Below are 23,802 nucleotides of genomic sequence, written 5' to 3' on the forward strand. Positions count from 1 at the left end.
GCGGCATGACGCGTCGATGTCAGGGAGCGAAGGACAGCATGCGGGGTTCGTGCTGGGCGTCGTCGCCGTTCAGCCCGGCGGGCGCGATCACGAGCCGCTCACCCACGTAGGCGTTCTCGCCGACGACCCCCATCCCGAACTCGACCCTCGCGGTGGACGCGGGGAGCCGCAGCACGTCCTTGATCGTGTCCACGCCGCCGGGACCGACCCGGAAGACCCGCCCGGCCTTACCGCTCGTGCCGAGCTGGTAGACGATCCCCGTCCTGCCCGGTCCGACGCGCAAGGGGTAGTAGCCGTAGGAGGTCCCGTCGGACTTCACGCCCCAGACCAGTTTTCCGGTGCCGAGGTCGTAGGCGCCGACGCGGTCGGTGCCCCCGAGCAGCACGAGGCCTCCGCCGACGACGGCCTCCCGGCAGGACTGGACGTTGGCGCTGGTGTCCACGGAGTCGCCGCAGTGCTTGAACCCCTTCGGCCGGGGATCGATGGTCCTGCGGGCCTTGCCGTCGGGACCGAGGGCGACGACCCGCCAGTCCTCGGCGTGGGTCTCCCTGTGCGCGGTGGTGATCACGGCCGGTGAGACAGAGAGCACCTGGCCGATCCTCAGGCCCGGCTCCGTCCGGTAGCGCCAGCGAACCTTGCCCGTGGCCGGGTCGATCTCCCGGACCTGGTCGTACGCCTTCTCCAGCGCGCTGATCGCGCAGTGGGCGACCACGAGGAGCTTGCTGCCGCCCGCCATCCTGGCGGGGTAGCACTTTCCGGGGTTCTCCATGGGGATGTCGTACAGCTTCCGTCCGTCGGCTACCTGGTACGCGGCGGCCTTCATGCTCTGGACGATCGCGACGGTGCCACCGCTGATCGCGCTGTCCACGATGATCGTGTCGTCCCCCGCGCCGGTCTCGGTCAGCTTCTTGTGCCAGCCCGCTTTACCGGTGCGCAGGTCGATCATCCGGAGCTGGTTGCACCGGACGCCGCTCCAGGCCTCGACGTTCTGCAGGACGATGACCACTTTGCCGTCGGGGGCCGGGTTGACCGGGGTCTCGCAGACGGGGGTCGGGAGGTCGACGCTCCACAACTGGACGCCGTCGCTGAGCCGGTGGGCGACGACCCTCTTGTAGATCGCCTGGACGGCGGTGTCGCCGACGATCCAGAGGTCCTCGGTCGGGATGTTCCGGCGGGGCAGGTCGGTGCGGTCGTCGACGATCCAGGCGCTCGCCTCGCCCGCCATGCGGCGCTGCGCGATCTCCGCGGTGGTGGGTATGCGGGTGGGCGAGGGGGTGGGGCGGGCACTCGCCGTGGGCGGCGCCGTGGTCGGCGGGGCGCCGCTCTCCGAACCGGCACCGTCCTGCCCGGCGCTGTTCGATCCCGCACGGTCCTGTCCCGAGCGCTCACCGACGGCGTACACGCCGGCGCCGGCGAGCAGCAGCACGGCGAGGGCCACGGCGGTCACCGGCCACCGCCGGCGGCGCGGGCGGGGCGGCGGCGGGCCGTAGCCTTCGGGTGCGTACGGATTGTCCGGTACGGGCCAGGCCGGCGGGCGGTGTTTGTACCAGGGCTCGTGCGACTGCGACATCCGGGTTCCCTATAACGATGCGGGCGGCCTCCCCGTTGGTACTGGCATCCGGGGAGCTGTTCTGAGCAATGGCTGGTGCGGTCTGGTCCGTGGGGGCGGCTGGGTTTGCTTCCTTCCGGCGGGGCCGGCTGCGACCAGTTCGACGAGCCGGGTAAAGCCGAAAGGAGACGACGACGCGCGCAGGAAGACGGCGGAGGTCTGGCCGCCGTCCTGGTCGAGGGTCGATCACGGCTGAGCCGGGCGCGGCATCCGTCCGCCGCTCGCTTCCGTCACCGCGCCATACCGCGGAGCTTGCGCGGGACGGATCGGCGACGACGAGCAGGACGGCGAGGGCCGCGATGCCCGCGAGCGATGCCCATGGGAGCGCCAGATCCCCGGGGGGAGGACGGGTGGGTGGCACGGCAACGTTCCATCGTCCGCCGCCGCGGGTCGGCGAGAGACCGGATGCTCCGCCGGCATGAGACACAGTGACTGACCTTTCTCGATGACAAACCGCCGGGCGAACCACGCTGGGGCGTCCACACCGCACTGGCGCGGCGGGGCCCGAGGCGGGGCGCCCCGGGGCCCCCGGGCCTCGCCGCCGAGTCGGGTTGCCGACCGGGCCCTCCCCGCCCTCGTACGGACCTGGCGGGAAGGCGCAGCAACCTTGTCGTGCAAGGCCGACCACAGGCCTGGCAAACTCTGGTGCAACGCGCTGCTCTTCCGATGAAGTCCTGTTGAAAGGCCGGCGGCTGCGACAGGGGAGCGGCAACTGGTGGGCCTTGGGCCCGCTCCGGCGGCCGGAGCCGGCGAGACCGCAAAGCGCCAGGCACACACAACCCGTTCGTCCGCACTGACCCCGCGTGTCGTGCACGCGGAGCCCCGCCACAGGAAGCCACGCGCGCCCCCTCTGATGCGTGGGCCGGGGCCTCCTCTTAAGCTGCCGTCATGCCGAGAACTTCACCCGCCGTGGCCTTCGACACCCTCCTGTCGGGCAACAAGCGCTTCGTAGCCGGGGCGCCCGAGCACCCCAACCAGGACGCCGCCCGCCGTACGGAGCTCGCTCCTGGGCAGAACCCCTTCGCCGTCGTCCTGGGATGCTCCGACTCGCGCCTGGCCGCCGAGATCATCTTCGACCAGGGGCTCGGGGACCTCTTCGTCATTCGTACGGCCGGTCACGTCCTGGGCTCGGAGGTGCTGGGCAGCGTGGAGTACGCGACCAGTGTGCTCGGCGCCCGCCTGGTCGTCGTTCTGGGACACGACTCCTGCGGCGCTGTCGCGGCCGCCCGCGCGGCCGTGGACGAAGGCTTCTCCGCCCGCGGCTTCGTCCGTGACGTCGTCGAGCGCGTCACCCCGAGCGTCCTCGCCGCCCGCGCGGCCGGTCTGACCTCCGACAGCGACATCGTGGACGAACACATTCGCCACACGGTCGACCTCCTGCTCGACCGCTCACGTCTGCTCTCCGAGCAGGTCGAGGCAGGGGAAGTGGCCGTCGTGGGCCTGGGCTACCAGCTCACCGAAGGTAGCGCACGGGTGGTCACGTCACGGGGCGACGTCATGGGAGGCGACGAAGCAGGCTCCTGACGCAGCACTCCGACCGCTCCGAGCCGACGATCCGCGGTGGCCGACCTCCGCGAAGCCGTCTCGGCGATGCGCCAAGGCCGCCTCGTCGCCCTCCCGACGGACACCGTCCGCGGACTGAGGGCCGACGCCTTCGACCCACGGGACAGGGCGACGGCCCGGCAGATGCTCGGTGATTTCGTCTTCGCCTGCCCCCACGGCGACGAAGGCGGCCTCCTCGCCGACCGTCGGCCTGAGCGGCTCGGCCCTGGGCTTCGTCCGTGCTGATGGCGGTGGTGTGCACGAGTCTGTACGTCGTCTTCAAGCGGAAAGACTGGCTGTAGGAGTCGGGCTCGACGACAGGGAGGGCCCCGGTCCGGCGAGTTCGACGCAGTCGTCCTGCGCGCCCGCATCCGCACGGAGCCCTTCCGGCGAAGAGGTGGGTGGAGTACGCGCGATGCGGCAGGGCCGACGCTGGAGGTAGGCGCAGTGATCACGGTGACACGGAGCATTCTGCTCGCCGCCCCGCTCGACGAGGCGGTCTCCTATCTGGAGGACTTCGAGCACACCGAGGAGTGGGATCCCGGCACGGTGCGCTGTGTCCGGGTCGACGAAGGGCCCCTGCGACCAGGGGCCACCTGGCACAACACCTCACGCTTCCGCGGGCGTACCACCGAGCTCTCCTACAGACTTGAGGTCAGGGAACCCGCACGCCTGGTGTTCGTAGGAACGAACGCGACGGTGACCGCGAGGGACGAGATGCTCTTCGAGCCGGCCTCGGCCGAGGAGACCCTACTGCGCTACCAGGCGTCCTTCCGGTTCAAGGGCCTGGCGAGACTGGCCACACCGTTCCTGAGGAACGAGTGCGAGCGGCTCGCGGACGAGGTCGCCGAGCGTCTGCCGTCCGCTCTCGCGGAGCACAGCCGCTGACGGGCCCGGCGTAGGGTCGGAGTATGCGTATCGTCTCGCTCCTGCCGGCGGCCACGGACCTCGTGGCCGAGCTGGGGCTCGTGGGCCGTCTGGTGGGCCGGACGCACGAATGCGACTGGCCTCCGTCGGTCATGGCGCGGATCCCTTCGGTGACCTCCGCCGGGTTCTCCGACGCGACGCTGACCAGCCGCGAGATCTCCGACGCGGTGGGCGGGTCGCGGCACTCCGGCTCGTCGCTCTACACGCTCGACACCGAGGCGCTGGCCGCCCTGGCCCCCGATGTGATCCTGACTCAGGACCTGTGCGACGTGTGTGCCGTCTCGTACACGGCGGTGTCGCGGGCCGTACGGGTACTCGACGCGGACACCCGGGTCCTGAGCCTGGAGCCGCGCACGCTGGAGGACGTGCTCGACTGTCTGCTGCGGGTGGGACGGCTCCTCGGCGTGGAGGAGACGGCGCTCCGGCGGCACGCCGGGCTCACCGCCCGGCTGTCGGCGGTCCGCCGCCGCACGGCCGGTCTTGAGCGTCCCCGGGTGGTGGCCGTCGAATGGCTCGACCCGCTCTGGCCCGCCGGTCACTGGGTCCCGGAGCAGATCGAGTGCGCGGGCGGGCTCCCGCTGCTCGCCTCGGCCGGTGAACACACCCGGCCGATGGAGTGGGACGCCGTGGTCGAGGCCCGTCCCGATGTGCTCCTCGTCCTGCCGTGCGGGTTCGCCCCGGAACGAACGCTGCGGGAGCGGCATCTGCTGACGGGGCAACCCCGCTGGGCGGAGCTGCCGGCGGTGCGCCGGGGAGCCGTCTGGGTCCTCGACGGTCCCGCCTACTTCAACCGGCCCGGACCTCGCGTGGTCCGGGGCGCGGAGGTTCTGGCGCACGTGCTGCACGGGGAGACGGTGGGGGCTCCCGTCACCCCGGGCGAAGCCCTGCGGCTCACCACGGACTGACCCCGCCGGCCGTCCTGTTCCGGCTCGGGCTCCGGCTCCGGCTCGGGCTCCGGTCCCGGCTCCGGCTCGGGCTCCGGTCCCGGCTGGCGCGTACGCGACGGGGCAGCTCCCGCCCTCTCGGCCGACCGGCCGTTCGCGGGCTTGGCAAGATTCGCAAAATGACGCCTGAAGATGCGCAGATCTTGGCAAGCGTCCACGGTTGATGACACTCAGTGCCGCTGCCAGAGTCTGGGGTGCGGCCCGCCGGACCCGACAGGTCCAGGGCGGATCGGGACCCGATTCACGCCCTGATTACGGTAGTTCCAGTCCATACCCACCCAGGATCGGCGCAGATTGCTCGCTACCGCCCCGTCGCGGCAAAAGCGGGCCGCACTCTACGAAACGACACGCAGTGCCATGCCCTTGGCAGAACTGGCGGCATGGGCAGGCGCAAGGCTGAAGGAGACGGTGACGGTCATGGCAGACACGAACACGACGGCAGCGGCGGCGAAGCTGGCCGAGCGCTGGGCGAGCGACCCCCGCTGGGCCGGGATCGAGCGCACGTACAGCGCGGAGGACGTGGTGCGGCTGTCCGGCAGTGTCCATGAGGAGCACACGCTGGCCCGGCGTGGTGCCCAGCGGCTGTGGCGGCAGCTGCACGAGCGGGACTACGTCCACGCCCTGGGTGCGCTGACCGGCGGCCAGGCCGTGCAGCAGGTGCGGGCGGGCCTTCAGGCCATCTACCTCTCGGGCTGGCAGGTCGCCGCCGACGCCAACCAGGCCGGGCACACCTACCCGGACCAGAGCCTCTACCCGGTCAACTCCGTTCCCCAGGTGGTACGTCGGATCAACAACGCGCTGCTGCGTGCGGACCAGATCGCGACGGCCGAGGGCGGTTCGGACGGCATCGACTGGCTCGCGCCGATCGTCGCCGACGCCGAGGCCGGCTTCGGCGGCCCGCTGAACGCCTTCGAGCTGACCAAGGCGATGATCGCGGCCGGTGCGGCCGGCATCCACTACGAGGACCAGCTGGCCTCGGAGAAGAAGTGCGGCCACCTCGGCGGCAAGGTCCTCGTGCCCACCGCCCAGCACATCCGGACCCTCAACGCGGCCCGCCTCGCCGCCGACATCGCCGACACCCCGACCCTGGTCATCGCCCGTACCGACGCCCTCGCCGCGAACCTGCTGACCAGCGACGTCGACGAGCGGGACGCCCGGTTCGTCACCGGCGAGCGCACGGCCGAGGGCTTCTACCGGGTCCAGAACGGCATGGCCCCCGTCATCGCCCGCGGCCTCGCCTACGCCCCGTACGCCGACCTCATCTGGGTCGAGACCGGCACCCCGGACCTGGCGCAGGCCCGGGAGTTCGCCGAGGCGATCCACGCCGAGCACCCCGACCAGATGCTGGCGTACAACTGCTCGCCGTCCTTCAACTGGAAGGCGGCCCTCGACGACGACCAGATCGCCAAGTTCCAGCGCGAACTCGGCGCGATGGGCTACCGCTTCCAGTTCATCACGCTGGCCGGCTTCCACTCCCTCAACCACGGCATGTTCGACCTCGCCCGCGGCTACGCCGAGCACGGCATGACCGCCTATGTCGACCTCCAGGAGCGGGAGTTCGCCGCCCAGGCCCAGGGCTTCACCGCGGTGAAGCACCAGCGCGAGGTCGGCACCGGCTACTTCGACCTGGTCTCCACCGCCGTCAACCCCGCCTCCTCCACCACGGCGCTCGCCGGGTCCACCGAGGAAGAGCAGTTCCACTAGTCCGCCCCCGCGGCAGCCGCCGATCCGGCCCTCCGGCCGGCCGGCGGTTCCGCCCCCACCGGCATCCGACCGGTTCGCGTCCCGGCCGAACGGGGGCCGGGCGGCCGTCTCCGCCCGCCCCCGTTCACCCCGCAGCTCAGGAGAGTTCGATGACCACCAGCGCCCCGACCCGTCAGGTCCGTGTCCTGGCCGCCCCCGGTGGCCGGCACGACGAGATCCTCACCCCCGCCGCCCTGGACTTCGTCGGCCGGCTCGCCGACGCCTTCGGTGAACGCCGGCAGTGGCTCCTGAAGGAGCGGCGCCGTCAGGCCATCAGGCTCGCCACCGGCTCCCCGCTCGACTTCCCCGTCGCGACCTCGGCCGTACGGAACGACACGTCCTGGCGGGTCGCCCCTCCCGCCCCCGGCCTGACGGACCGCCGGGTCGAGATCACCGGCCCGCCCGACCGGCGCATGGCCGTCAACGCGCTCAACTCCGGTGCCCGGGTGTGGATGGCCGACTTCGAGGACGCCACCTCCCCCACCTGGGGCAACGTCATCGGCGGCCAGCTCACCCTGATCGACGCCATCGAGCGCCGCATCGACTTCACCACACCGGAGGGCAAGGAGTACCGCCTCGGCGAGAACGCCGCCACGATCGTGGTCCGGCCGCGGGGCTGGCACCTCGACGAGGAGCACCTGGAGTTCGACGGCCGCCCGGTCGCCGCCTCCCTCGTCGACTTCGGCCTGTACTTCTTCCACTGCGCGCAGCGCCAGATCGACGCCGGACACGGCCCGTACTTCTACCTCCCCAAGCTGGAGAACCACTACGAGGCGCGGCTCTGGAACGACGTCTTCGTCCTCGCCCAGGAGCTGCTCGGCATCCCCCGCGGGACGGTCCGCGCCACCGTCCTCATCGAGACGATCACCGCCGCCTTCCAGATGGAGGAGATCCTCTACGAGCTCCGCGAGCACAGCTCCGGCCTCAACGCCGGCCGCTGGGACTACCTCTTCAGCCTGATCAAGACCTTCGGCCACCGCACCGACTTCCTGCTGCCCGACCGGGCGAAGGTCACGATGACCGCGCCGTTCATGCGCGCGTACACCGAACTCCTGGTGCGCACCTGTCACACGCGCGGCGCCCATGCCATCGGCGGCATGGCCGCCCAGGTCCCCAGCAAGGACCCGGCCGCGAACGAGGCCGCCCTCGCCAAGGTCCGGCTCGACAAGGAACGCGAGGCCGAGGACGGCTTCGACGGCTCCTGGGTCGCCCACCCCGGGCTCGTCCCCGTCTGCCGCGGCGTGTTCGACGGTGTCCTGGGCGAGCGGCCCGACCAGATCCACCGGACCCGTGGCGAGACGACGGCGGCCGATCTGCTCTCCGTACGGCGGATCAGCGGTCCGCCGACCGAGGACGGCGTGCGCACCAACATCGCCGTCGCGCTGCGCTACTTCGACGCCTGGCTGCGCGGTCAGGGAGCTGTGGCGCTGTACGGGCTGATGGAGGACGCCGCCACCGCCGAGATCGCGCGGGTCCAGGTCTGGCAGTGGCTGCGGCACCGGGTGATCGACCGCGAGACCGTACTGCGGCTGCTGGACGAGGAGTTGGCCGGGCTCGGCGCCGAGCACCCGTGGGCGGCTCTCGACGAGGTGCGCGAGCTGTTCGAGAGGACCGCGCTCTCGGCCGAGCTGCCGCTCTTCTTCGCTCCGGACGCCTACTCCCGCCACCTCGTGCGCGGCACGGAGCCGCTGGCATGAGCGCCGCGGACATCCGGCGCGTCGGTGTCGTGGGCGGCGGTCAGATGGGCGCGGGCATCGCGGAGGTGTGCGCGCGGGCCGGACTCGACACCCTGCTGTGCGAGGCGACCGGTCCCGCGGCGCTCGCGGCGCGCGAGCGGATCGCCGTCTCCCTCGAACGGGCGGCGCAGCGCGGCAAGCTCGACCGTCCGTCCGCCGAGGCCGCGCTCGACCGGGTCACGGTCACCGCGGAGCTCGTGGACCTCGCCGACCGGCAGCTGGTGGTCGAAGCGGTCACCGAGGACGCCGCCGCCAAGACCGAGGTGTTCGCCGCCCTCGACAAGATCGTGGCCGATCCCGAGGCCGTTCTCGCCACCAACACCTCCTCCCTCCCCGTGATGCGCCTGGGCATGGCCACGGGCCGCGCCGACCGGGTGATCGGTCTCCACTTCTTCAATCCCGTGCCGGTCCTGCCGCTCGTCGAGGTCGTCACCACCCTGCACACCGCGCCCGAAGTGGCCTCCGACGTGGTGGAGTTCGCCACCCACACCCTCGGCAAGACCGTCATCAGGTCCGGCGACCGGGCCGGCTTCATCGTCAACGCCCTTCTCGTTCCCTATCTGTTGTCGGCGATCCGGATGACCGAGTCGGGTTTCGCCACGGCCACCGACGTCGACCGGGGCATGGAACGGGGCTGCGCCCACCCGATGGGCCCGCTCAGGCTGGCCGATCTGATCGGGCTCGACACCGTCGCCTCGATCGCCTCGTCGCTCTACGAGGAGTTCAAGGAACCGCTGTACGCCCCTCCCCCGCTGCTGTTGCGGATGGTGGAGGCGGGCCTGCTCGGCCGCAAGAGCGGCCGCGGTTTCCACGCATACGACCGGGTGGAGAGACCCGGTGGCTCGGGCTGAGGACCCGGGAGTCACGGGAAGCACCGGGTGAGGGTCCGGTGCCCCGTACCGGAGGGGCGGGAGGCGCGGAGGGCGCCTCCCGCCCCTCCGTCGGTGCCGGGGAGCGCGGGGGCCTCCCGCCCCTTCCCGTCAGTGGCGGGGAGCGCGGGGGCCTCCCGGCCTTCCGTCGGTGGCGGGAGCCGACCCCGTCACCGTCCAGGGCCCGGACGGCCTGCTCTTCAAGAAGAGGCTCTTCACCTGGGGTCACGACGTCACCCGGAGCATCTCCGTGAACGGGACGCCGACGCCCGTCGGCGGCTGCCAGTTCGAGATCGAGAACGGCGACCAGGTCGCCTTCACCTGGACCTCGTTCTGACCTTCGCTCCCTTAGAGCGGCCCGGCTCTCCGCATCCCGGGCCGCCCGCCGGAGATCGTCGGACCATCGGGCGCACCTGACCGGCGATCACGCGCCAGGGATGACGCACGGGTGCCTTTCGTGACCCGGTGGCCGACTGGTTGAGTCGGAGACAGGTGTCGATCACACGGGGAGCAGAGCCGATGCGCGAGCGCGAGACCAGGGAAGCGGCCGGGGCGAGGCAGGGCCGGGGAGCCGTCCGTCACCCCGTCGAGGACGGGAGTGCGACGCGCGGCCTGGCGGGGCTCCAGGGGAGGATGGGCAACACCGCCGTCGTGCAGTTGCTGCGCCGGTCCGGTCATCCCGGCGCCCGGGACGCCCTCATGCCCGCTCCGGCCCCCTCCCCCGCCATGGACCGCACGGCCTCGGAGTCCCACGCGACGGCATCCCCGCAGGCCGCCCCGCAGACGGCCGTCCAGCGTGCGGTCACCGTCGGCGGCAGCGCGGTCGCCGACCTCGCCGAGCTGATCGCGTCCAACGGACTGGACGACCTCGTCACCGACACCGGCCGACGTGTGCTGGCTTATCTCGGCGATCCGCGGGTCAAGGTCGATCTCGCGGTGCAGGACGCCGACTACCTGGTCCTCGAAGTCGGCCGGATCGCCGCGATGATCGACCTGATCCATTCGATCAACGGCAGCGGGATCCTCGGCCGCAGGACGCTCGTCGGCCAGGACATCGCCCACACCGGGTCGAACGACCTCGGCGACACCACGGCCCTGGCCGTGAACGTCCTCGACAAGAGGGGGACGGAGGATCCCGACCGGATCCGGGGCGTGGTGAACCAGTCTCTGACCCAGCCCGACAACGGCAGCTTCAGCGTCGCGATGGAACGCCCGCGCAAGGAGGACATGATCCTCCGGGAGATCGACGAGCTGACGGAGGGCCGGCTGAGCGAGAGCGAGCGGCAGCAGATCGCGCGGGACGCGATGGGCGACGCCTCGCTGGTCAAGGCGCTCGAGAACATGAAGAAGGGGGAGAAGCTGGAGGAAGCCCGGGCGGAGGTGGTGGCGCGGTTCACGTCCCTGCTCCAGGAGCGGACGCAGAACACCGCGATGGCGATCGTCTCCGCACCCGGCCAGGACGTCGCGAACCTCGCGCCCGGCGCCCGGACCTACGAGTCCGACGTACCCTCCGACCGCCTCGCCCCCGGAGGAGCGGGCGGGTTCACCTCGCTCGTCCTGCCGCAGTGGTTCGAGTCGTACGGTCCGCTCCTGATGGACCGGGACTGGCCGCAGGGCGTCACGCTGGGCTTCGCCGGCAACAAGCAGATCACCGCCCACTACAAGGCCAGGGGCCGGGACTGGCCCGTCACGGTCGACGCTCCGGACTACGCTCCCGAGATCGAACGGCAGCTGCGGCAGTTCCAGGTGATAGCCACGCACATCCTCAAGGCGGCCGGGGGCGCCTAGCCGGTGAGGAGGCCCGGCGGGCTCGCGGCTGATCGAGCGGATGTACGCATCGCCTACGATCGGCGGCGTGTGCGCTGACGTGATGGTTGCAGAGGACGACGAGAAGCAGGCTGAGCTGGTCAGGCGCTATCTCGAACGGGAAGGTCACTCGGTCACGGTCGTGACCGACGGCCGCGCGGCGTTGGACCGGGTGCGGCAGCGCGAGCCCGACCTGCTGGTGCTCGACGTGATGATGCCGCGCACCGACGGGCTCGACGTCGTACGGGTCCTGCGCGGCGAAGCCCGGGACCTGCCCGTCCTGATGCTCACCGCCCGGTCCACCGAGGACGATCTGCTGCTCGGGCTCGACCTCGGCGCCGACGACTACATGACCAAGCCGTACAGCCCGCGCGAGCTGATGGCGCGGGTGCGCACGCTGCTGCGCCGTACCGGCCGAGGGGGAGCGGGAACGCCCGCCGCCGACGACGGCCGGGGACTCTGCGTGGGCGGACTGCGGGTCGACGCCGACCGGCACGAGGTGAGCGTCGACGGGACGCCCGTGGAGTGCACGCCCGGGGAGTTCCGGATCATCGCCGCCCTGGCCGCCGCGCCGGACCGGGTCTTCACCCGGCCGCAGCTCCTCGAGGAGTTGCACGGCTTCGACCGCTACGTCAGCGAGCGCACCGTGGACATGCACGTCATGAACCTGCGCAGGAAGATCGAGCCGAAGCCGCGTACCCCGGCCCGCCTGCTCACCGTCTTCGGCGTCGGATACAAGCTGACCGACCCCGCGAAGGGCGCGCGGCGTGCGACGCCGTAGCCGCGCACCGCGTCCCGCCCGCGGTGGCGCGCGCTCGCGACTGCCCCTGCGCAAGAGCCTGCTGGGGCGCTTCCTCGGTGTCTTCGCCCTGGTCGCGGCGTGCTCCGTCGCCGCGACGGCGTGGATCGCCTCGCAGGCCACGTCGGGAGCTCTCAAGCAGGAGCAGGGGCAGTCCCTGGCCGACGACGCCCGCATCTACGACGCCCTGCTCGGCTACGCGGCGACCCATCCCCGCTGGGACGGCGTGGACGGCACGGTCCAGGAGCTGGCCTCCCGGTTCGGGCGCCGGATCGCCGTCACGACCCAGAACCGCGGGCCGCTCGCCGACTCGGCCGGCGGCTCGGGCCCGCAGCTTCCCACCCGGGCGTCGGCGGTCGTCGACCCGCTGTCCGTGGACAGCGCGCTCGCCGGCGCCCTGAGCGCCCGCGACGACTCGAAGGCGCCGTGGGAGCCCGGATCGGGCGCGGCGGGCCGTATCGACGCACGGGCCGTCGGCCCCTTCCGTCTGCCGCCTGCGGAACGCCGTGAACTGCGCGAGAAGGCCGATCGGGTCGCGGCCTGCCTGCAGCGGCAGGGCGAACGGAACGTCGAGGTGACGGACGGTCCCTCAGGGCGTCCGCGGATCAGCCAAGGCAGCGCGCCCACCGGCCGGGTGGAGTCGTACACATGCTCCTCCATCGGTTTCGACACCCCTACGAAGACGGAGGCCGAGGCCCTCGAAGCCCTGACCAGGCTCGCCAACGCCTGTCTGAGCCGCCAGGACCGCCCGGCCGTCACCCTGAACCCGGACCTGACCTGGCCGGGGAGCGAGCGGGCCGGGCCCGTGGCCACCCCCGTGCCCGGCTATCCGGGCGAGCCGAGCGAGCGGCCCGCAGCCGTGGCCGACGCCTCGGCCACACCCGTACCCGCGCCGACGGAGCTCGACCGGTCCGCCGACGAGGCCATCGGCTCCTGCGTGAACACGGCGCGACGCGAACAGCTCAGCTCGTACGTCGCCCAGCCGGCGTTGCTCTTCATCGGCGACCCGGACCGGGGCAGCGTTCCCGGCTTCGACCTGTCGGCGGCGAACACCGCGCGTATCGCGGGCGCCGCCGCGCTCGTCCTCGCCCTCACCATCGGCGTCTCGGTCCTCACCGGCCGCCGTCTCGTGCGCCCGCTCCGCGCGCTGACCGGTGCGGCGCAGCGGATGAAGGACGGCGCGGAGGCCACTCCGGTACCGGTCCCCGCCGATGACGAGATCGGTCAACTCGCCGCTGCCTTCATGGAGTTGACCGAGCACCGGGCGCGTCTTGAGGCGCAGCGCAAGGCGATGGTCAGCGACGTGGCCCATGAACTCCGTACGCCGTTGAGCAATATCCGGGGCTGGCTGGAGGCCGCGCAGGACGGTGTGGCCGACACCGATCCGGCGCTGATCGCCTCGCTCCTGGAGGAGGCCGTCCAGCTTCAGCACATCATCGACGACCTGCAGGACCTCGCGGAGGCGGACGCCGGAGCGCTGCGCCTGCACCCGGAGCCGGTCGACGTCGCGGACCTCCTCGGCCATGTGGCCGCCGCGCACCAGGCCGAGGCCGAGCGCGCCGGTGTCACGCTGCGCGTCGAGGTGCCCGAGCCCGCGCCCGCGCTGACCGCGGATCCCGTACGGCTACGGCAGGTCGTCGGCAATCTGGTCTCGAACGCGGTCCGTCACACCCCGCGCGGTGGCCGTGTCGATCTGCGCGCGTACGGCGCGGGCGTCGACGGCGCCTGCGACGGGCCGGTCTCCGAGGTCGTCGTGGAGGTCGCCGACACGGGCAGCGGGATCGCCGCCGCCGATCTGCCTCATGTGTTCGAGCGGTTCTGGCGGGCGGAGAGGTCCCGCAGCCGGCGCACCGGCGGCAGCGGTCTGGGCCTCGCGATCGTGCGCAAACTCGCCGAGGCCCACGGCGGTTCGGCCACCGCCGCCTCGGCCGAAGGCCTCGGCTCGACCTTCACGCTGCGCCTTCCGCCGGGCACCCGGGAGGCCGCGGACCGGCACGCGAAGGTCTGACGGCAAAGCCACAGGCTGCTGACAGCTTTCTGACAAGTTCTCGTGAGCATGGCGATCACCGGCCGCCCGGGCGAACCACGGCGCGGGCGCCGGCCGTTTCCGTACCGAAGGGGAGCAACAGCCATGCCGTCCCACCGCAGCCCGTCCCGGCGCCGTCGCAGCCTGCGCGCCGCCGCCCTCACCACCGCCGTGTTCGGCGGGGTGCTTCTGACCTCGACCTCGGCGTTCGCGTCGGAGAAGCCGTCCGCCGCGCCGTCGGAGGCGGCCGCCGCCCCCACCGCGAGCGCCGCCGACGCCACCCCCGCGCCGCGCCCCGACCAGTCGAGCCCGGTCGTCGAGCGGACCCCGTCGGAGCGGGCGGACAGCTCCGCCACTCCCGCGCCGCGCCCCGCCCCGGACCGCACCACGGGCGAGCTGCCGGCTCCCCGTGGCGGTGTCGCCGCCGGTGAGCGCGCCGCCGACCCGAGCGGGGACAGCGCCACCGCCGTCGCCGGCTCGGTCGCCGGCGCGGCGCTCCTCGCGGGCGCCGGCACCGTCCTGCTGCGCCGTCGGGGCGCCGCCCACCGCAACGACTGACCGCATGTGCCGGGGTGCCGTCGGCAGCGTCGGCACCCCGGCCCGGCGCCCGGGGAGCCCCATGACCCGCACGACAGGCCGGCGTTCGCGCGCGTGGCCGACATATGCCCGCCCCTTGCTGCTGTGCCTCGTCGCGACCACGGCCGTCGGCGCCTGCGCGACCGACGGCGCGGGCGGCACGGCGACGACCGGTCCCCCTCCGGCGGCGACGGCAGGACGCACTCCGTCCGGCGATCAGGACACGACCCGGGCCGGGGAGACGGAGACGTCCCCCGCTCGGGTGTCCATCCCGTCCCTCGGTATCGACAGCGATCTGATGAGGCTCGGTCTCCACGACGACGGCACCGTCGAGGTACCGCCGGCGGAGAAGGGGATGACGGCCGGGTGGTACACCGGCAACCCCCGGCCGGGAGAGCCGGGGGCCGCGGTGATCATCGGCCACAACGACACCCGCTTCGGCAAGGCGGTGTTCCACGACCTCAAGCGAATCCGCAAGGGGGCGACCGTCGAGGTACGCGACAGCCGGGGCGGCACCGTGCGCTTCACCGTCACCGCGACCGAGTCCGTCGCCAAGGACGCCTTCCCCACCCGGAAGGTCTACGGCGCCACCAGGGAACGCTCGTTGCGACTGATCACGTGCGACGGCGCTTTCGACGCGGCCGGGCATCCCGTGGACAACCTGATCGTCTACGCCGTCGCACGCTGACCTCGGACCGGGTTACGCGGACGGGCTGCTGCCGGGTCGCGCAGTGGATGCAGCCGCCGCTCTCGGGTCAGTGGCCGGTGAGTTCGCCGGTGAGTCTGCCGTGGAGGTCCGCGCTCGGGTCGTTCAGACCGGTGATCTGCACGGTCTTGCCACGCTGGGCGTACTTCGTCTCGACCGTGTCGAGCACGGCGACGGCCGAGGCGTCCCAGATGTGGGCGGCGGAGAGGTCGATGACGACCCTGTCGGGGTCGCCCGCGTAGTCGAACCGCCCGACGAGTTCGTTGGCGGAGGCGAAGAACAGCTCGCCGGACACCCGGTAGACCACACCCGTACCGTCGTCGTCCCTGACGGCGGTGATCTCGGCGAAGCGGGCGACCCGCCTGGCGAAGATCACCATGGCGGTGACCGAGCCGGCGATCACGCCGACGGCCAGGTTGTGGGTGACCACGACGCACACCACGGTGATCACCATGACGGCGATCTCCCCGAGCGGCATCCGCCTCAGGGTCTTCGGGGCGATGGAGTGCCAGTCGAAGGTCGCGAAGCACACCATGACCATGACGGCGACCAGTGCGGCCATCGGGATCTCGGAGACGACCGGGCCGAAGACGATGCACAGCACCATCAGGAAGACGCCGGCGAGGAACGTGGACAGGCGGGTACGGGCGCCGGAGACCTTCACGTTGATCATCGTCTGGCCGATCATGGCGCAGCCGCCCATGCCGCCGAAGAAGCCGGTCACGATGTTGGCGATGCCCTGGCCGACCGACTCCCGCGTCTTGCTGGAGTGGGTGTCGGTGATGTCGTCGACGAGCTTGGCCGTCATCAGCGACTCCATCAGGCCGACGAGGGCCATCGCGAAGGCGTACGGGGCGACCAGGACGAGGGTGTCCGTCGTGAACGGCACGTCGGGCAGACCGGGCACCGGCAGCGAGGACGGCAGGGCGCCCTTGTCGCCGACCGTCGGCACGGCGATCCCGGCGGCGACCGTGATCGCCGTCAGGATGGCGATGGAGACGAGCGGGGCCGGGATCACGGTCGTGACCTTCGGGAAGAAGACCATCAGGAGCAGGCCGCCGACGACGAGCGGGTAGACCGCCCAGGGCACGTTCCGCATCTCCGGCACCTGGGCCATGAAGACCAGGATGGACAGCGAGTTCACGAAGCCGACCATCACCGAGCGTGGGATGAACCGCATCAGCTTCGCCACTCCGAGCACGCCGAGGATCACCTGGAAGACGCCGGCCAGGATCACGGCCGCCACCAGGTATCCCAGACCGTGCTCGCGGTTGAGCGGCGCGATGACGAGCGCGACGGCGCCGGTGGCGGCGGAGATCATCGCCCGGCGGCCGCCGAAGACCGCGATGGTCACGGCCATGGTGAAGGAGGCGAACAGACCGATCGCCGGATCGACCCCGGCGATGATCGAGAAGGCGATCGCCTCGGGGATCAGCGCCAGACCGACGACCAGCCCGGCCAGCACCTCGGTACGCCAGACCTTCGGGTCGGTCTGCCATTCCGGGCGCAGCGCGCGCGACCAGGCGGCCGGGGACACAGCGGATGAGGACAAGGAAGCGGACACCTGTCGTAGCTCGGGCACACCCACGCGGCGGGGCCGGGCGTACGGGTGGACACGGAGGGGCCGGGGCGGCACCCCGCGGTCGGCCCGCGCGGCGGCGGACCGGAAGTCGAGGAGACGGAGGACGGAGGACGGGCGGAGCCGAGGCGGTGACGAAACCGCGGCGGCCACGGAGCCGGGCGGCTCAGGTCCCGGTGCGGAGCGTCACGGCGGGCAGACGGCGGCGGTCGGCGTCAGGGGCTCGCGCACGCTCTCTCCTGCGGAAGTCGGACCTTCGGCGGGCAGCAGGACGCGCCCTCACGACCGGCGATCCTACCGTGCGGAGCGCGACGGGCCGGTCCGCGAGGCGCGGGGACCGCGGACGCGGACGACAGACCCGCAGGTCAGGAGCGGGAAACCGTCACGATCCGGGCGGCCGGCTCCACGGGGTCAGCCGACGGTGCGCCGCGCGGGCGTGGACGAGCCGGGCGATGACGGTTCCCGTGCTCGCCGCCGTCAGGAGGCACGCCAGGCGGCCGAGATCGTAGGCGGCCTCCCAGGTGAGCTCGCCGATGGGCGCGGTGGCGTAGGCGTTGAGGATCAGCCAGCAGAGCAGGGCGGTGCCCGGGGCGGCCGCGAGCCGGGCGCCCGTGCTGACCGCCGCCACGGCCAGGGAGAGCGCGATCAGGTCGAGGGTGGGGTCGCCGTGACCGTCGAGGAAGTTGAGGGAGAGGACCAGGGCGAAGGCCAGGAGGGCCGACACGGCCCAGATCGAGGGGGTCGCCGCGGGGTCCGGCACGGGGCGCGGACCGGAGCGGATCCGCATCCATTCGATCATGCAGCGCCTCCTCACGCACCGCCCCTCCGTCGGGGCCCTGGAGAATGATGCACCACCGCGGCGAACGCGCCGCCGGCCGGTTCACCCGTGCCCGCGACGCCCGGTACGCGCCGGAGCGGGTGGGCGGCCGCACCGGGTGATTGACTGGGTCGTATGGACCGTGCGCAGGAGTTCTCCGTGCCGTCGGGGCCCGGATCAGACCGGACGACATGGGGTGTGCCGCCCTTCGACCCCGAACTGAGCGTCGTGCTGGAAGCCTTGGGGGACGCGGCGAGGGAGTCGGTCACGCCGGAGAACCTCGCCGCCCGCCAGGAGAGCGCCGCCGTGTCCCGGCCCAGTCCGACCGTCGAGGAGCTCCGGGCGGACGGCCGCTTCGAGGTCGAGGAGCTGCGCGTGCCAGGGGCTCCCGGTGCCCCGGAGGTCACGCTGGTGAGCGCGCGGCCCGCGGGGATCACACGACCGCTGCCGCTGCTGTACTACATGCACGGCGGCGGCATGATCATGGGCAACGCGGGTTCCGTCCTTCCGCAGGTGCTCCGCGACTGGGCGCTCCCGCTGGAGCTGGCCGTCCTCTCCGTCGAGTACCGGACGGCACCGCAGACGCCCTACCCCGGAGCGGTCGAGGACTGCTACGCCGGTTACGTCTGGGCGGTCGAGCACGCGGAGCGTCTCGGCGTCGACGCGGACCGCGTCGTCGTCGGCGGAAAGAGCGCCGGCGGCGGACTCGCGGCCGCCCTCGCCCTGCTCGCCCGGGACCGGGGCGCGCCCGCTCCGATCGGGCAGCTGCTGCTCTGCCCGATGCTCGACGACCGTGGCGAGACCTTCTCCAGCCATCAGCTGGCTGACGCCGTGATCTGGAACCGGACGTCCAACACGACGGCGTGGCACGCCCTGTTGGGAGACCGCTACGGCGCTGCCGACCTGCCGTCGTACGCGGCCCCCGCCCGCGCGGAGGATCTCTCCGGGCTGCCCCCGGCCTACATCGACGTCGGCTCGGCCGAGCTCTACCGGGACGAGGACGTGGCCTACGCCGACGCGATCTGGCGGGCCGGAGGCGAGGCCGAACTGCACGTGTGGCCCGGCGCGTTCCACGGCTTCGACACCTTCGCACCGGATGCCGTGCTCACCCAGGACGCCCGCGCCGCCCGTCTCCACTGGCTCCGGCGCGTCCTCGCCCGGTAGAGACGCCGGACCACCGGCGCCCCTGGCGGCGGCATCGGCGAAGATGGTGGGGTCCCGTCCTCATCACGCGAGGAGCGTCAGCGCAGATGCCCACTTCCGGTGCCGGTCAGCGGCCGCCGACGATCGCCGATGTCGCGCGGGTCGCCGGGGTGTCGCGTACGACGGTCTCGCACGCCCTCAACGGGATCGGCAAGGTCGATCCCCGGACCCGGGAGCGCATCAGGCAGGTCGCCGGCGAGCTCGGTTACCGGCCCAACCTGCGCGCGCAGCGGCTGCGGCGCGGTCAGGCGAAGGCCATCGCGCTCGCCTCGTCGATGCCGTTCGCGGTCGCCGGAGGACCGTCCCGGCTCGGTTTCTACATGGAGGTCGCCGCGGCCGCCGCCGAGAGCGCCCTGGTGCACGACTACGCGCTGGTGCTCGTGCCTCCCGTGCAGTCGGGTTCCGCCCTGTACTCCGTCGACATCGACGGGGCCATCGTCGTGGAGCCGGACGTGGACGACGTGGCCGTGGCCACCCTGAAGGAGCGCGGTCTTCCGTACGTGGCGCTCGGCAGGCCCGTCTCCCCGGACGAGGACGTGCCGTACGTCGACCTGCGCGGCGGGCTCGTCGCCGAACTGCTCCTGGCCCACGTGCGCGAGCAGGGGGCACGGCAGCCCGCCCTGATCGTCGGTTCCGGTTCACGGCACTCGTCGGTGGACGCCCTCGCCGCCCACGCGCGGGTCGCGGAGGAGCAGGGCTGGGCGCCGATCGTGGCGACGGCTCCGGAGTCCGGCGGTGAGCAGGCCGGGTACGAACGGTGCGCGGCCCTGCTCGCCGAGCACCCGGAGATCGACGCGGTCTGCGCGCTGGTGGACGCCTTCGCGGTGGGCGCGGTGCGGGCGGTCCGCGACAGCGGGCGCACGATCCCGGACGACGTCATGGTCGTCACCCGGTACGACGGTCTGCGCGCCCGTACGTGCGAACCGCCGCTGACCGCCGTCGACCTGAACCTGGACCGGGCGGCGGCCGTGGCCGTGGAGCTGCTGCTGGGCCGGCTGCACGGCGACGCCGCCGCCACCGGGGTGGTGGCGACGGTGCCGGAGCCGCGGGTGATCGCCCGCGCGTCGTCGCTGCGGGGCACCGCCGGGCGGTAGCCGGTCGGGACCGCCGTCGCCGAACGGTACGCGGGCCGCCGGCCCGGGTGCCCGGGCGGGACCCGCCGTCGCCGACCCGCACCCGGGCCGCCGCCCTCGGGTGCCCGGGCATCCGAGGGTCCCCCGCCCACCCGCGGGCGCCCGAGTTCCCGGCCCGTACCGGCGGTTCAGATGCCCAGGATGAGGACCACCCCCGAGACGAGGGCGAAGACCAGCACGAACACGCGCATCCGCCGCGCGTCCAGCCGGTGGTGCACCAGGCGGCTCAGCCACGCCCCTACGGCGATCGCGGGGAGCAGCGCGCATGCCCACCCGAGGTCCGCGGGCTCCCCCTCCCCCGTCGCGAACAGCAGGAGGAGCGAGGCGACTTCGCCGACGAGGAAGCACGCGGCGACGGTGGAGCGCAGCTCCGCGGGCGGCCGGTGCTGGTAGACCAGCGCCAGCGGTGGGCCGCCGACCCCCGTCGCGGTCTCCGTGAGGCCGGTCACCGCGCCCGCGCCCACATAGGCGGCCCGGCCGGGTGTGAAGGCGGGGGCGGCCAGGCTCGCGACGGCGGCGAGCACGGTGGCGAGGCCCACGAACAGCCCGAGACTGCGGTCGGGAATCAGCAAGAGCAGCGCCAAGCCGCCCGGCGTGGCGGCGAGCCGCGCGGCGGTGATCCAGCCCGCGCCGCGCAGATCGAGCGAGGTCCGTTCGCGCCAGGTGACGTACGCGTTGAGGGGGATCATCGACGCCAGGACGAACACCGGGAGCAGGCCGGGATCGAGGATGCCGGCCACGGGAGCGACGATCAGGGCGAAGCCGAGCCCGCTGCTGCCCTGGACGAACGCGGCGACGGCGACCGTGACGGCGAGCACCGCCAGTGTCTCGGTGGTCACCGCGCCGTGCTCCCTTCCCGTGCCGCCGTGGAGGTGGGGTGTACGCGGGTGATGGCGGCCCTTTCCACGGCCGCGCGCGCGAGTTCGGCCGCCCGGCTCACGAGGGCGGGGCCGTCCCAGTCGACGGGCCGGCCGTCCCGCATGCGCAGACGTCCGTCGACGAACACGGCGGTGATCTGGTCGCGGTTGCCGCGCCGTACCAGCTCCCAGGGCAGGTCCCAGGAGAGCGCGAGTTCGGGGTTGGTGACGTCGACGAGGAGGAAGTCGGCGGCCATGCCCGGGGCGATCGTGCCGGTCCGCGCGCCGAGCCCGACGGCGTCGGCGCCGCCTCGGGTGGCGTGCTCCAGCCAGGTCCAGCCCGCGCCGCAGGAGGAGTCGCCGGTGGCCAGCCCGTACGCGAGGCGCTGGGCGAACTCCGCCGCCTCGGCGAGCCGGAATCCGTCGCCCCGCGTGCCGTCCGTACCGAGGCCGAAGCGGACGCCGCGCTCGGCCATGGCGGTGGCGGGGGCGACGGCGTTCCCCTTCCAGGCGCTGGCGACGGGGTTGTAGCTGACCGCCGTCCCGGTGTCGGCGAGCAGGGTCAGCTCGCGCGGGGTGAGCAGGGTGGCGTGGGCGGCGAGCAGTTGGGGGCCGAGGGCGCCGATCCTGTGCAGGTGCTCCAGGGGGCGCATGCCGTGCCGTACGAGGGAGCGTTCGACGCCGGCCAGGTGTTCGTTGACGTGGATCTGGACGACGGCCCCCGACTCGGCGGCGAGGCGGGCGGTGCGCCGGAGGGTCTCCTCGGTGGCGGCCTCGGGGATGGAGACGGCGAGGGAGGCGTGGACCAGCGGGTCGCCGTCGTAGCGCGCGAGGTGCTTCGCGGCGCGCTCCAGGACGGACGGTGTCCCGGCTTCGTCGGCTCCGTCCGCGTCGTTGCAGACGAGCCCCAGTACGCAGCGGATGCCGGCGTCGCGGGCGGCGGAGGCGACCACGTCGACGTCCACGTCGGCGCGGGTTCCGGCGTCGGCGACGGTGGTGAAACCACCGCGCAGGGCCTCGTACGCGGCCAGCTTCGCTGCCACGTAGGCCGATTCCTCGTCCAGCGCGCCCTCCAGCGGCACCCAGACCCTGCGGAAGATCTCCGACGGCTCACCGAAGGCGAGCGCGGAGCCGAAGCTCTGCGTCAGGTGGTGGTGGGCGTCGACGAAGCCGGGCATGAGGACGTGGCCGGGAAGGGGTACGGGGGCGAGGTGCGGATGCGTGCGCACCAGCTCCTCGGCGGGACCCACGGCGCGGAAGGCGCCGTCGGCGACGACGACCGCGTGGCCGTCGGCCGGGCCTTCGGGCACCAGGACGGCGTCCGGTACGAGGAGGAGGGGGCCGCCGTCGAGAAGGGGGCCGTGCAGGAGGTCGGGCGTGAGCGGGTTCATCGGTCGCTTTCCGTACGGGTGGTGGCGCTCGGGCTCGTCCTGGTCCGGCCGGCGTCTGCCAGGCGGGCCATGACGCCCGGGCGGACGTGGTGGAAGAGGATGTTGAGGACGGCGGCGACGAACGCGCCGACGGCGACGCCGCTTTCGAGGAGGATGCGGACGTTCGGAGGGAAGCCGCCGTACACGCCGGGGACGAGGATCGGCAGCAGGCCGAGCGCGAGGGCGACCGCGCAGACGAAGGTGCTCGTGTGCTTGTCGAGGTCGGAGCGGCCGAGCATCTGCACGCCGAGCACGGTGATCACGGCGAAGACGACCATCGCGGTGCCGCCGACGACCGCGGACGGGATGACGCTGATCGCGCGGGTCACGGGCGCCAGGAACCCGATGACGACGAGGACGACGCCGGCGGCGGCGGTCACGAAGCGGCTGCGTACGCCGGTGACGCGGACGATCCCGATGTTCTCCCCGCTGGTGACCATCAGGGGCAGTCCGAAGAACCCGCCGAAGAGCGAGGTCAGCGCGTCGCCGCGGACGGTCTTGGGGACGTCGGTGCGCCTGTCGATCTTCTTGCCGACGGCTTCGGCGTTGATGACGGTCTGGCCGGTCGCCTCGGCCATGGAGGCAAGGCTGTAGAGCATCAGCGGCAGCGCGGCGACCAGGTTGAACTGCGGTGAGCCGAAGGGCATCAGCTGCGGCACGCCGAACAGGCCCCCGTCGGCGGCCCGGCCGAGGTCGACGGTGCCGAGGAACGCGGCGAGAGCGGTGCCGGCGAGGAGTCCGAGCATGACGGCGAGTTGGCGCAGGATGCCGCTGAAGAGCAGGTAGAAGGCGACGGTGAAGCCGATGGTGGCCAGGCCGAGACCGAGGTTGACGGGGTCGGCGAAGCCGGGCTGGCCGGGCCGTCCGGTGACGAGCACCGCGCCGACCTTCACGAGGTTGACGCCGACGATGACGATCATCGTGCCGATGACGAGGGCCGGGAAGAAGGCCAGCAGCCGTGAGAAGACCGGCAGGACGACGAAGTAGAAGGCGGCGGTGAGGATCACGGCGCCGGTGGCCGTGCGCAGTCCGTGCTGTTCGGCGATGGCGAGGAAGAGGATGAGCGGCGCGCCTCCGGGCAGCATCACGAACGGCAGCTTCGGCCCGAACTTCCAGGGGCCGAGCGACTGGATCAGGGACCCGACCCCGGAGAGCACGAAGGCCGCGGAGAGCAGGTTGACGGTCAGCGCGGGGTCGAGGCGGAGGGTGGCGCTCATGAGGAAGATCGCCGAGATGGGGGTGGCGGCCATGACGAGGACGTGCTGGACGCCGAAGAGCAGGATCCGGCCGAGGGGGCGGGACTCGTCGACGGGGTGGGGCGACGGCACGGGGTGGGACTCGTCGACGGGGTGGAGCGGCGGCACGGGGTGGGGCGGCGGCACGGGGACGGCTCCCGACGCCGGCGCGGACGCGGGGTCCGCTGTCGGCGCGGACGCGGGGTCCGCTGTCGGCGCGCGTGGGGGGTCGGGCTCAGGTGCGGGTTCCTGCGCGGGTGCGGGT

The 23,802-nt window shown here is 72.7% G+C and carries 21 protein-coding genes; 15 read left to right on the forward strand and 6 right to left on the reverse strand.

Annotation, left to right across the window (positions count from 1 at the left end):
• Positions 1-19: 19 nt before the first annotated feature.
• Positions 20-1,570: a PQQ-like beta-propeller repeat protein gene (locus tag M5362_RS03500; protein ID WP_260225795.1), complete on the reverse strand. Its 1,551-nt coding sequence runs from the start codon at positions 1,568-1,570 to the stop codon at positions 20-22.
• A gap of 927 nt (positions 1,571-2,497) precedes the next feature.
• Here M5362_RS03500 and M5362_RS03505 point away from each other — a divergent pair.
• The 13 genes from M5362_RS03505 to M5362_RS03565 all read left to right on the forward strand — a co-directional run bounded on the left by M5362_RS03505 (position 2,498) and on the right by M5362_RS03565 (position 15,265).
• Positions 2,498-3,133, forward strand: a complete 636-nt coding sequence (locus M5362_RS03505; RefSeq protein ID WP_260225796.1) for a carbonic anhydrase — start codon at positions 2,498-2,500, stop codon at positions 3,131-3,133.
• A gap of 36 nt (positions 3,134-3,169) precedes the next feature.
• A complete protein-coding gene (locus tag M5362_RS33270) occupies positions 3,170-3,397 on the forward strand; it encodes a hypothetical protein (protein ID WP_374214399.1) in 228 nt (75 codons plus the stop codon).
• 210 nt (positions 3,398-3,607) lie between these two features.
• Positions 3,608-4,039 (forward strand): SRPBCC family protein, encoded by a 432-nt coding sequence (locus M5362_RS03515; RefSeq protein ID WP_308354843.1) that lies wholly within the window; start codon positions 3,608-3,610, stop codon positions 4,037-4,039.
• A gap of 23 nt (positions 4,040-4,062) precedes the next feature.
• Complete coding sequence (locus M5362_RS03520; RefSeq protein ID WP_260225798.1) at positions 4,063-4,983, forward strand: cobalamin-binding protein; 921 nt, start codon at positions 4,063-4,065, stop codon at positions 4,981-4,983.
• 456 nt (positions 4,984-5,439) lie between these two features.
• Positions 5,440-6,726: an isocitrate lyase gene (aceA, locus tag M5362_RS03525; protein ID WP_260225799.1), complete on the forward strand. Its 1,287-nt coding sequence runs from the start codon at positions 5,440-5,442 to the stop codon at positions 6,724-6,726.
• Between the two features lie 149 nt (positions 6,727-6,875).
• Positions 6,876-8,462 (forward strand): malate synthase A, encoded by a 1,587-nt coding sequence (gene aceB / locus M5362_RS03530; protein WP_260225800.1) that lies wholly within the window; start codon positions 6,876-6,878, stop codon positions 8,460-8,462.
• Positions 8,459-9,352 (forward strand): 3-hydroxybutyryl-CoA dehydrogenase, encoded by an 894-nt coding sequence (locus M5362_RS03535; RefSeq protein ID WP_260225801.1) that lies wholly within the window; start codon positions 8,459-8,461, stop codon positions 9,350-9,352. Before aceB ends, M5362_RS03535 begins: the two co-directional genes overlap by 4 nt.
• A gap of 169 nt (positions 9,353-9,521) precedes the next feature.
• Complete coding sequence (locus tag M5362_RS03540; RefSeq protein WP_260225802.1) at positions 9,522-9,707, forward strand: hypothetical protein; 186 nt, start codon at positions 9,522-9,524, stop codon at positions 9,705-9,707.
• 182 nt (positions 9,708-9,889) lie between these two features.
• Entirely contained in the window at positions 9,890-11,158 is a 1,269-nt protein-coding gene (locus M5362_RS03545; protein ID WP_260225803.1) for a hypothetical protein, read from the forward strand.
• 82 nt (positions 11,159-11,240) lie between these two features.
• A complete protein-coding gene (locus tag M5362_RS03550) occupies positions 11,241-11,957 on the forward strand; it encodes a response regulator transcription factor (RefSeq protein WP_260226156.1) in 717 nt (238 codons plus the stop codon).
• Positions 11,944-13,983, forward strand: coding sequence for a cell wall metabolism sensor histidine kinase WalK (locus tag M5362_RS03555; protein ID WP_260225804.1), 2,040 nt, complete (start codon positions 11,944-11,946; stop codon positions 13,981-13,983). Before M5362_RS03550 ends, M5362_RS03555 begins: the two co-directional genes overlap by 14 nt.
• A 123-nt stretch (positions 13,984-14,106) precedes the next feature.
• Positions 14,107-14,559, forward strand: a complete 453-nt coding sequence (locus M5362_RS03560) for a hypothetical protein (RefSeq protein WP_260225805.1) — start codon at positions 14,107-14,109, stop codon at positions 14,557-14,559.
• Between the two features lie 61 nt (positions 14,560-14,620).
• Complete coding sequence (locus tag M5362_RS03565; RefSeq protein ID WP_260225806.1) at positions 14,621-15,265, forward strand: class F sortase; 645 nt, start codon at positions 14,621-14,623, stop codon at positions 15,263-15,265.
• Positions 15,266-15,332: 67 nt separating this feature from the next.
• Here M5362_RS03565 and M5362_RS03570 read toward each other — a convergent pair whose 3' ends face one another.
• Positions 15,333-16,835 carry a SulP family inorganic anion transporter gene (locus M5362_RS03570; RefSeq protein WP_260225807.1) on the reverse strand — a complete coding sequence of 501 codons (1,503 nt, stop codon included), beginning with the start codon at positions 16,833-16,835 and terminating at the stop codon, positions 15,333-15,335.
• A gap of 409 nt (positions 16,836-17,244) precedes the next feature.
• Positions 17,245-17,661 (reverse strand): hypothetical protein, encoded by a 417-nt coding sequence (locus tag M5362_RS03575; RefSeq protein ID WP_260225808.1) that lies wholly within the window; start codon positions 17,659-17,661, stop codon positions 17,245-17,247.
• 153 nt (positions 17,662-17,814) lie between these two features.
• Here M5362_RS03575 and M5362_RS03580 point away from each other — a divergent pair, with 153 nt between their 5' ends.
• Both M5362_RS03580 and M5362_RS03585 read left to right on the forward strand, forming a co-directional pair.
• Positions 17,815-18,843, forward strand: a complete 1,029-nt coding sequence (locus M5362_RS03580; RefSeq protein ID WP_260225809.1) for an alpha/beta hydrolase — start codon at positions 17,815-17,817, stop codon at positions 18,841-18,843.
• An 86-nt stretch (positions 18,844-18,929) separates the two neighbouring features.
• Positions 18,930-19,976 carry a LacI family DNA-binding transcriptional regulator gene (locus tag M5362_RS03585; RefSeq protein WP_260225810.1) on the forward strand — a complete coding sequence of 349 codons (1,047 nt, stop codon included), beginning with the start codon at positions 18,930-18,932 and terminating at the stop codon, positions 19,974-19,976.
• A 167-nt stretch (positions 19,977-20,143) separates the two neighbouring features.
• Here the strand turns inward: M5362_RS03585 and M5362_RS03590 are convergent, their stop codons facing one another.
• Genes M5362_RS03590 through M5362_RS03600 form a run of 3 tightly spaced genes read right to left on the reverse strand, consistent with a single transcriptional unit; the run spans position 20,144 to position 23,585 of the window.
• Complete coding sequence (locus M5362_RS03590; protein ID WP_260225811.1) at positions 20,144-20,854, reverse strand: sulfite exporter TauE/SafE family protein; 711 nt, start codon at positions 20,852-20,854, stop codon at positions 20,144-20,146.
• Complete coding sequence (locus tag M5362_RS03595; protein WP_260225812.1) at positions 20,851-22,263, reverse strand: amidohydrolase family protein; 1,413 nt, start codon at positions 22,261-22,263, stop codon at positions 20,851-20,853. Before M5362_RS03595 ends, M5362_RS03590 begins: the two co-directional genes overlap by 4 nt.
• On the reverse strand, positions 22,260-23,585 hold the full coding sequence (locus tag M5362_RS03600) for a uracil-xanthine permease family protein (protein WP_374214410.1): 1,326 nt from the start codon (positions 23,583-23,585) through the stop codon (positions 22,260-22,262). The genes M5362_RS03595 and M5362_RS03600 overlap by 4 nt, the downstream gene beginning before the upstream one ends.
• Positions 23,586-23,802 lie beyond the last annotated feature (217 nt).

The sequence above is a fragment of the Streptomyces sp. Je 1-79 genome (assembly GCF_025195125.1).
Classification (GTDB): Bacteria; Actinomycetota; Actinomycetes; order Streptomycetales; family Streptomycetaceae; genus Streptomyces.

Coding starts and splice junctions, on each gene's coding strand:
- M5362_RS03550 (WP_260226156.1), top strand. CDS start 11,241: ATGGTTGCAGAGGACGACGAGAAGCAGGCTGAGCTGGTCAGGCGCTAT.
- M5362_RS03500 (WP_260225795.1), bottom strand. CDS start 1,570: ATGTCGCAGTCGCACGAGCCCTGGTACAAACACCGCCCGCCGGCCTGG.
- M5362_RS03580 (WP_260225809.1), top strand. CDS start 17,815: ATGGACCGTGCGCAGGAGTTCTCCGTGCCGTCGGGGCCCGGATCAGAC.
- M5362_RS03560 (WP_260225805.1), top strand. CDS start 14,107: ATGCCGTCCCACCGCAGCCCGTCCCGGCGCCGTCGCAGCCTGCGCGCC.
- M5362_RS03575 (WP_260225808.1), bottom strand. CDS start 17,661: ATGATCGAATGGATGCGGATCCGCTCCGGTCCGCGCCCCGTGCCGGAC.
- M5362_RS03520 (WP_260225798.1), top strand. CDS start 4,063: ATGCGTATCGTCTCGCTCCTGCCGGCGGCCACGGACCTCGTGGCCGAG.
- M5362_RS03585 (WP_260225810.1), top strand. CDS start 18,930: ATGCCCACTTCCGGTGCCGGTCAGCGGCCGCCGACGATCGCCGATGTC.
- M5362_RS03535 (WP_260225801.1), top strand. CDS start 8,459: ATGAGCGCCGCGGACATCCGGCGCGTCGGTGTCGTGGGCGGCGGTCAG.
- M5362_RS03545 (WP_260225803.1), top strand. CDS start 9,890: ATGCGCGAGCGCGAGACCAGGGAAGCGGCCGGGGCGAGGCAGGGCCGG.
- M5362_RS03565 (WP_260225806.1), top strand. CDS start 14,621: ATGACCCGCACGACAGGCCGGCGTTCGCGCGCGTGGCCGACATATGCC.
- aceA (WP_260225799.1), top strand. CDS start 5,440: ATGGCAGACACGAACACGACGGCAGCGGCGGCGAAGCTGGCCGAGCGC.
- M5362_RS03595 (WP_260225812.1), bottom strand. CDS start 22,263: ATGAACCCGCTCACGCCCGACCTCCTGCACGGCCCCCTTCTCGACGGC.
- M5362_RS03505 (WP_260225796.1), top strand. CDS start 2,498: ATGCCGAGAACTTCACCCGCCGTGGCCTTCGACACCCTCCTGTCGGGC.
- aceB (WP_260225800.1), top strand. CDS start 6,876: ATGACCACCAGCGCCCCGACCCGTCAGGTCCGTGTCCTGGCCGCCCCC.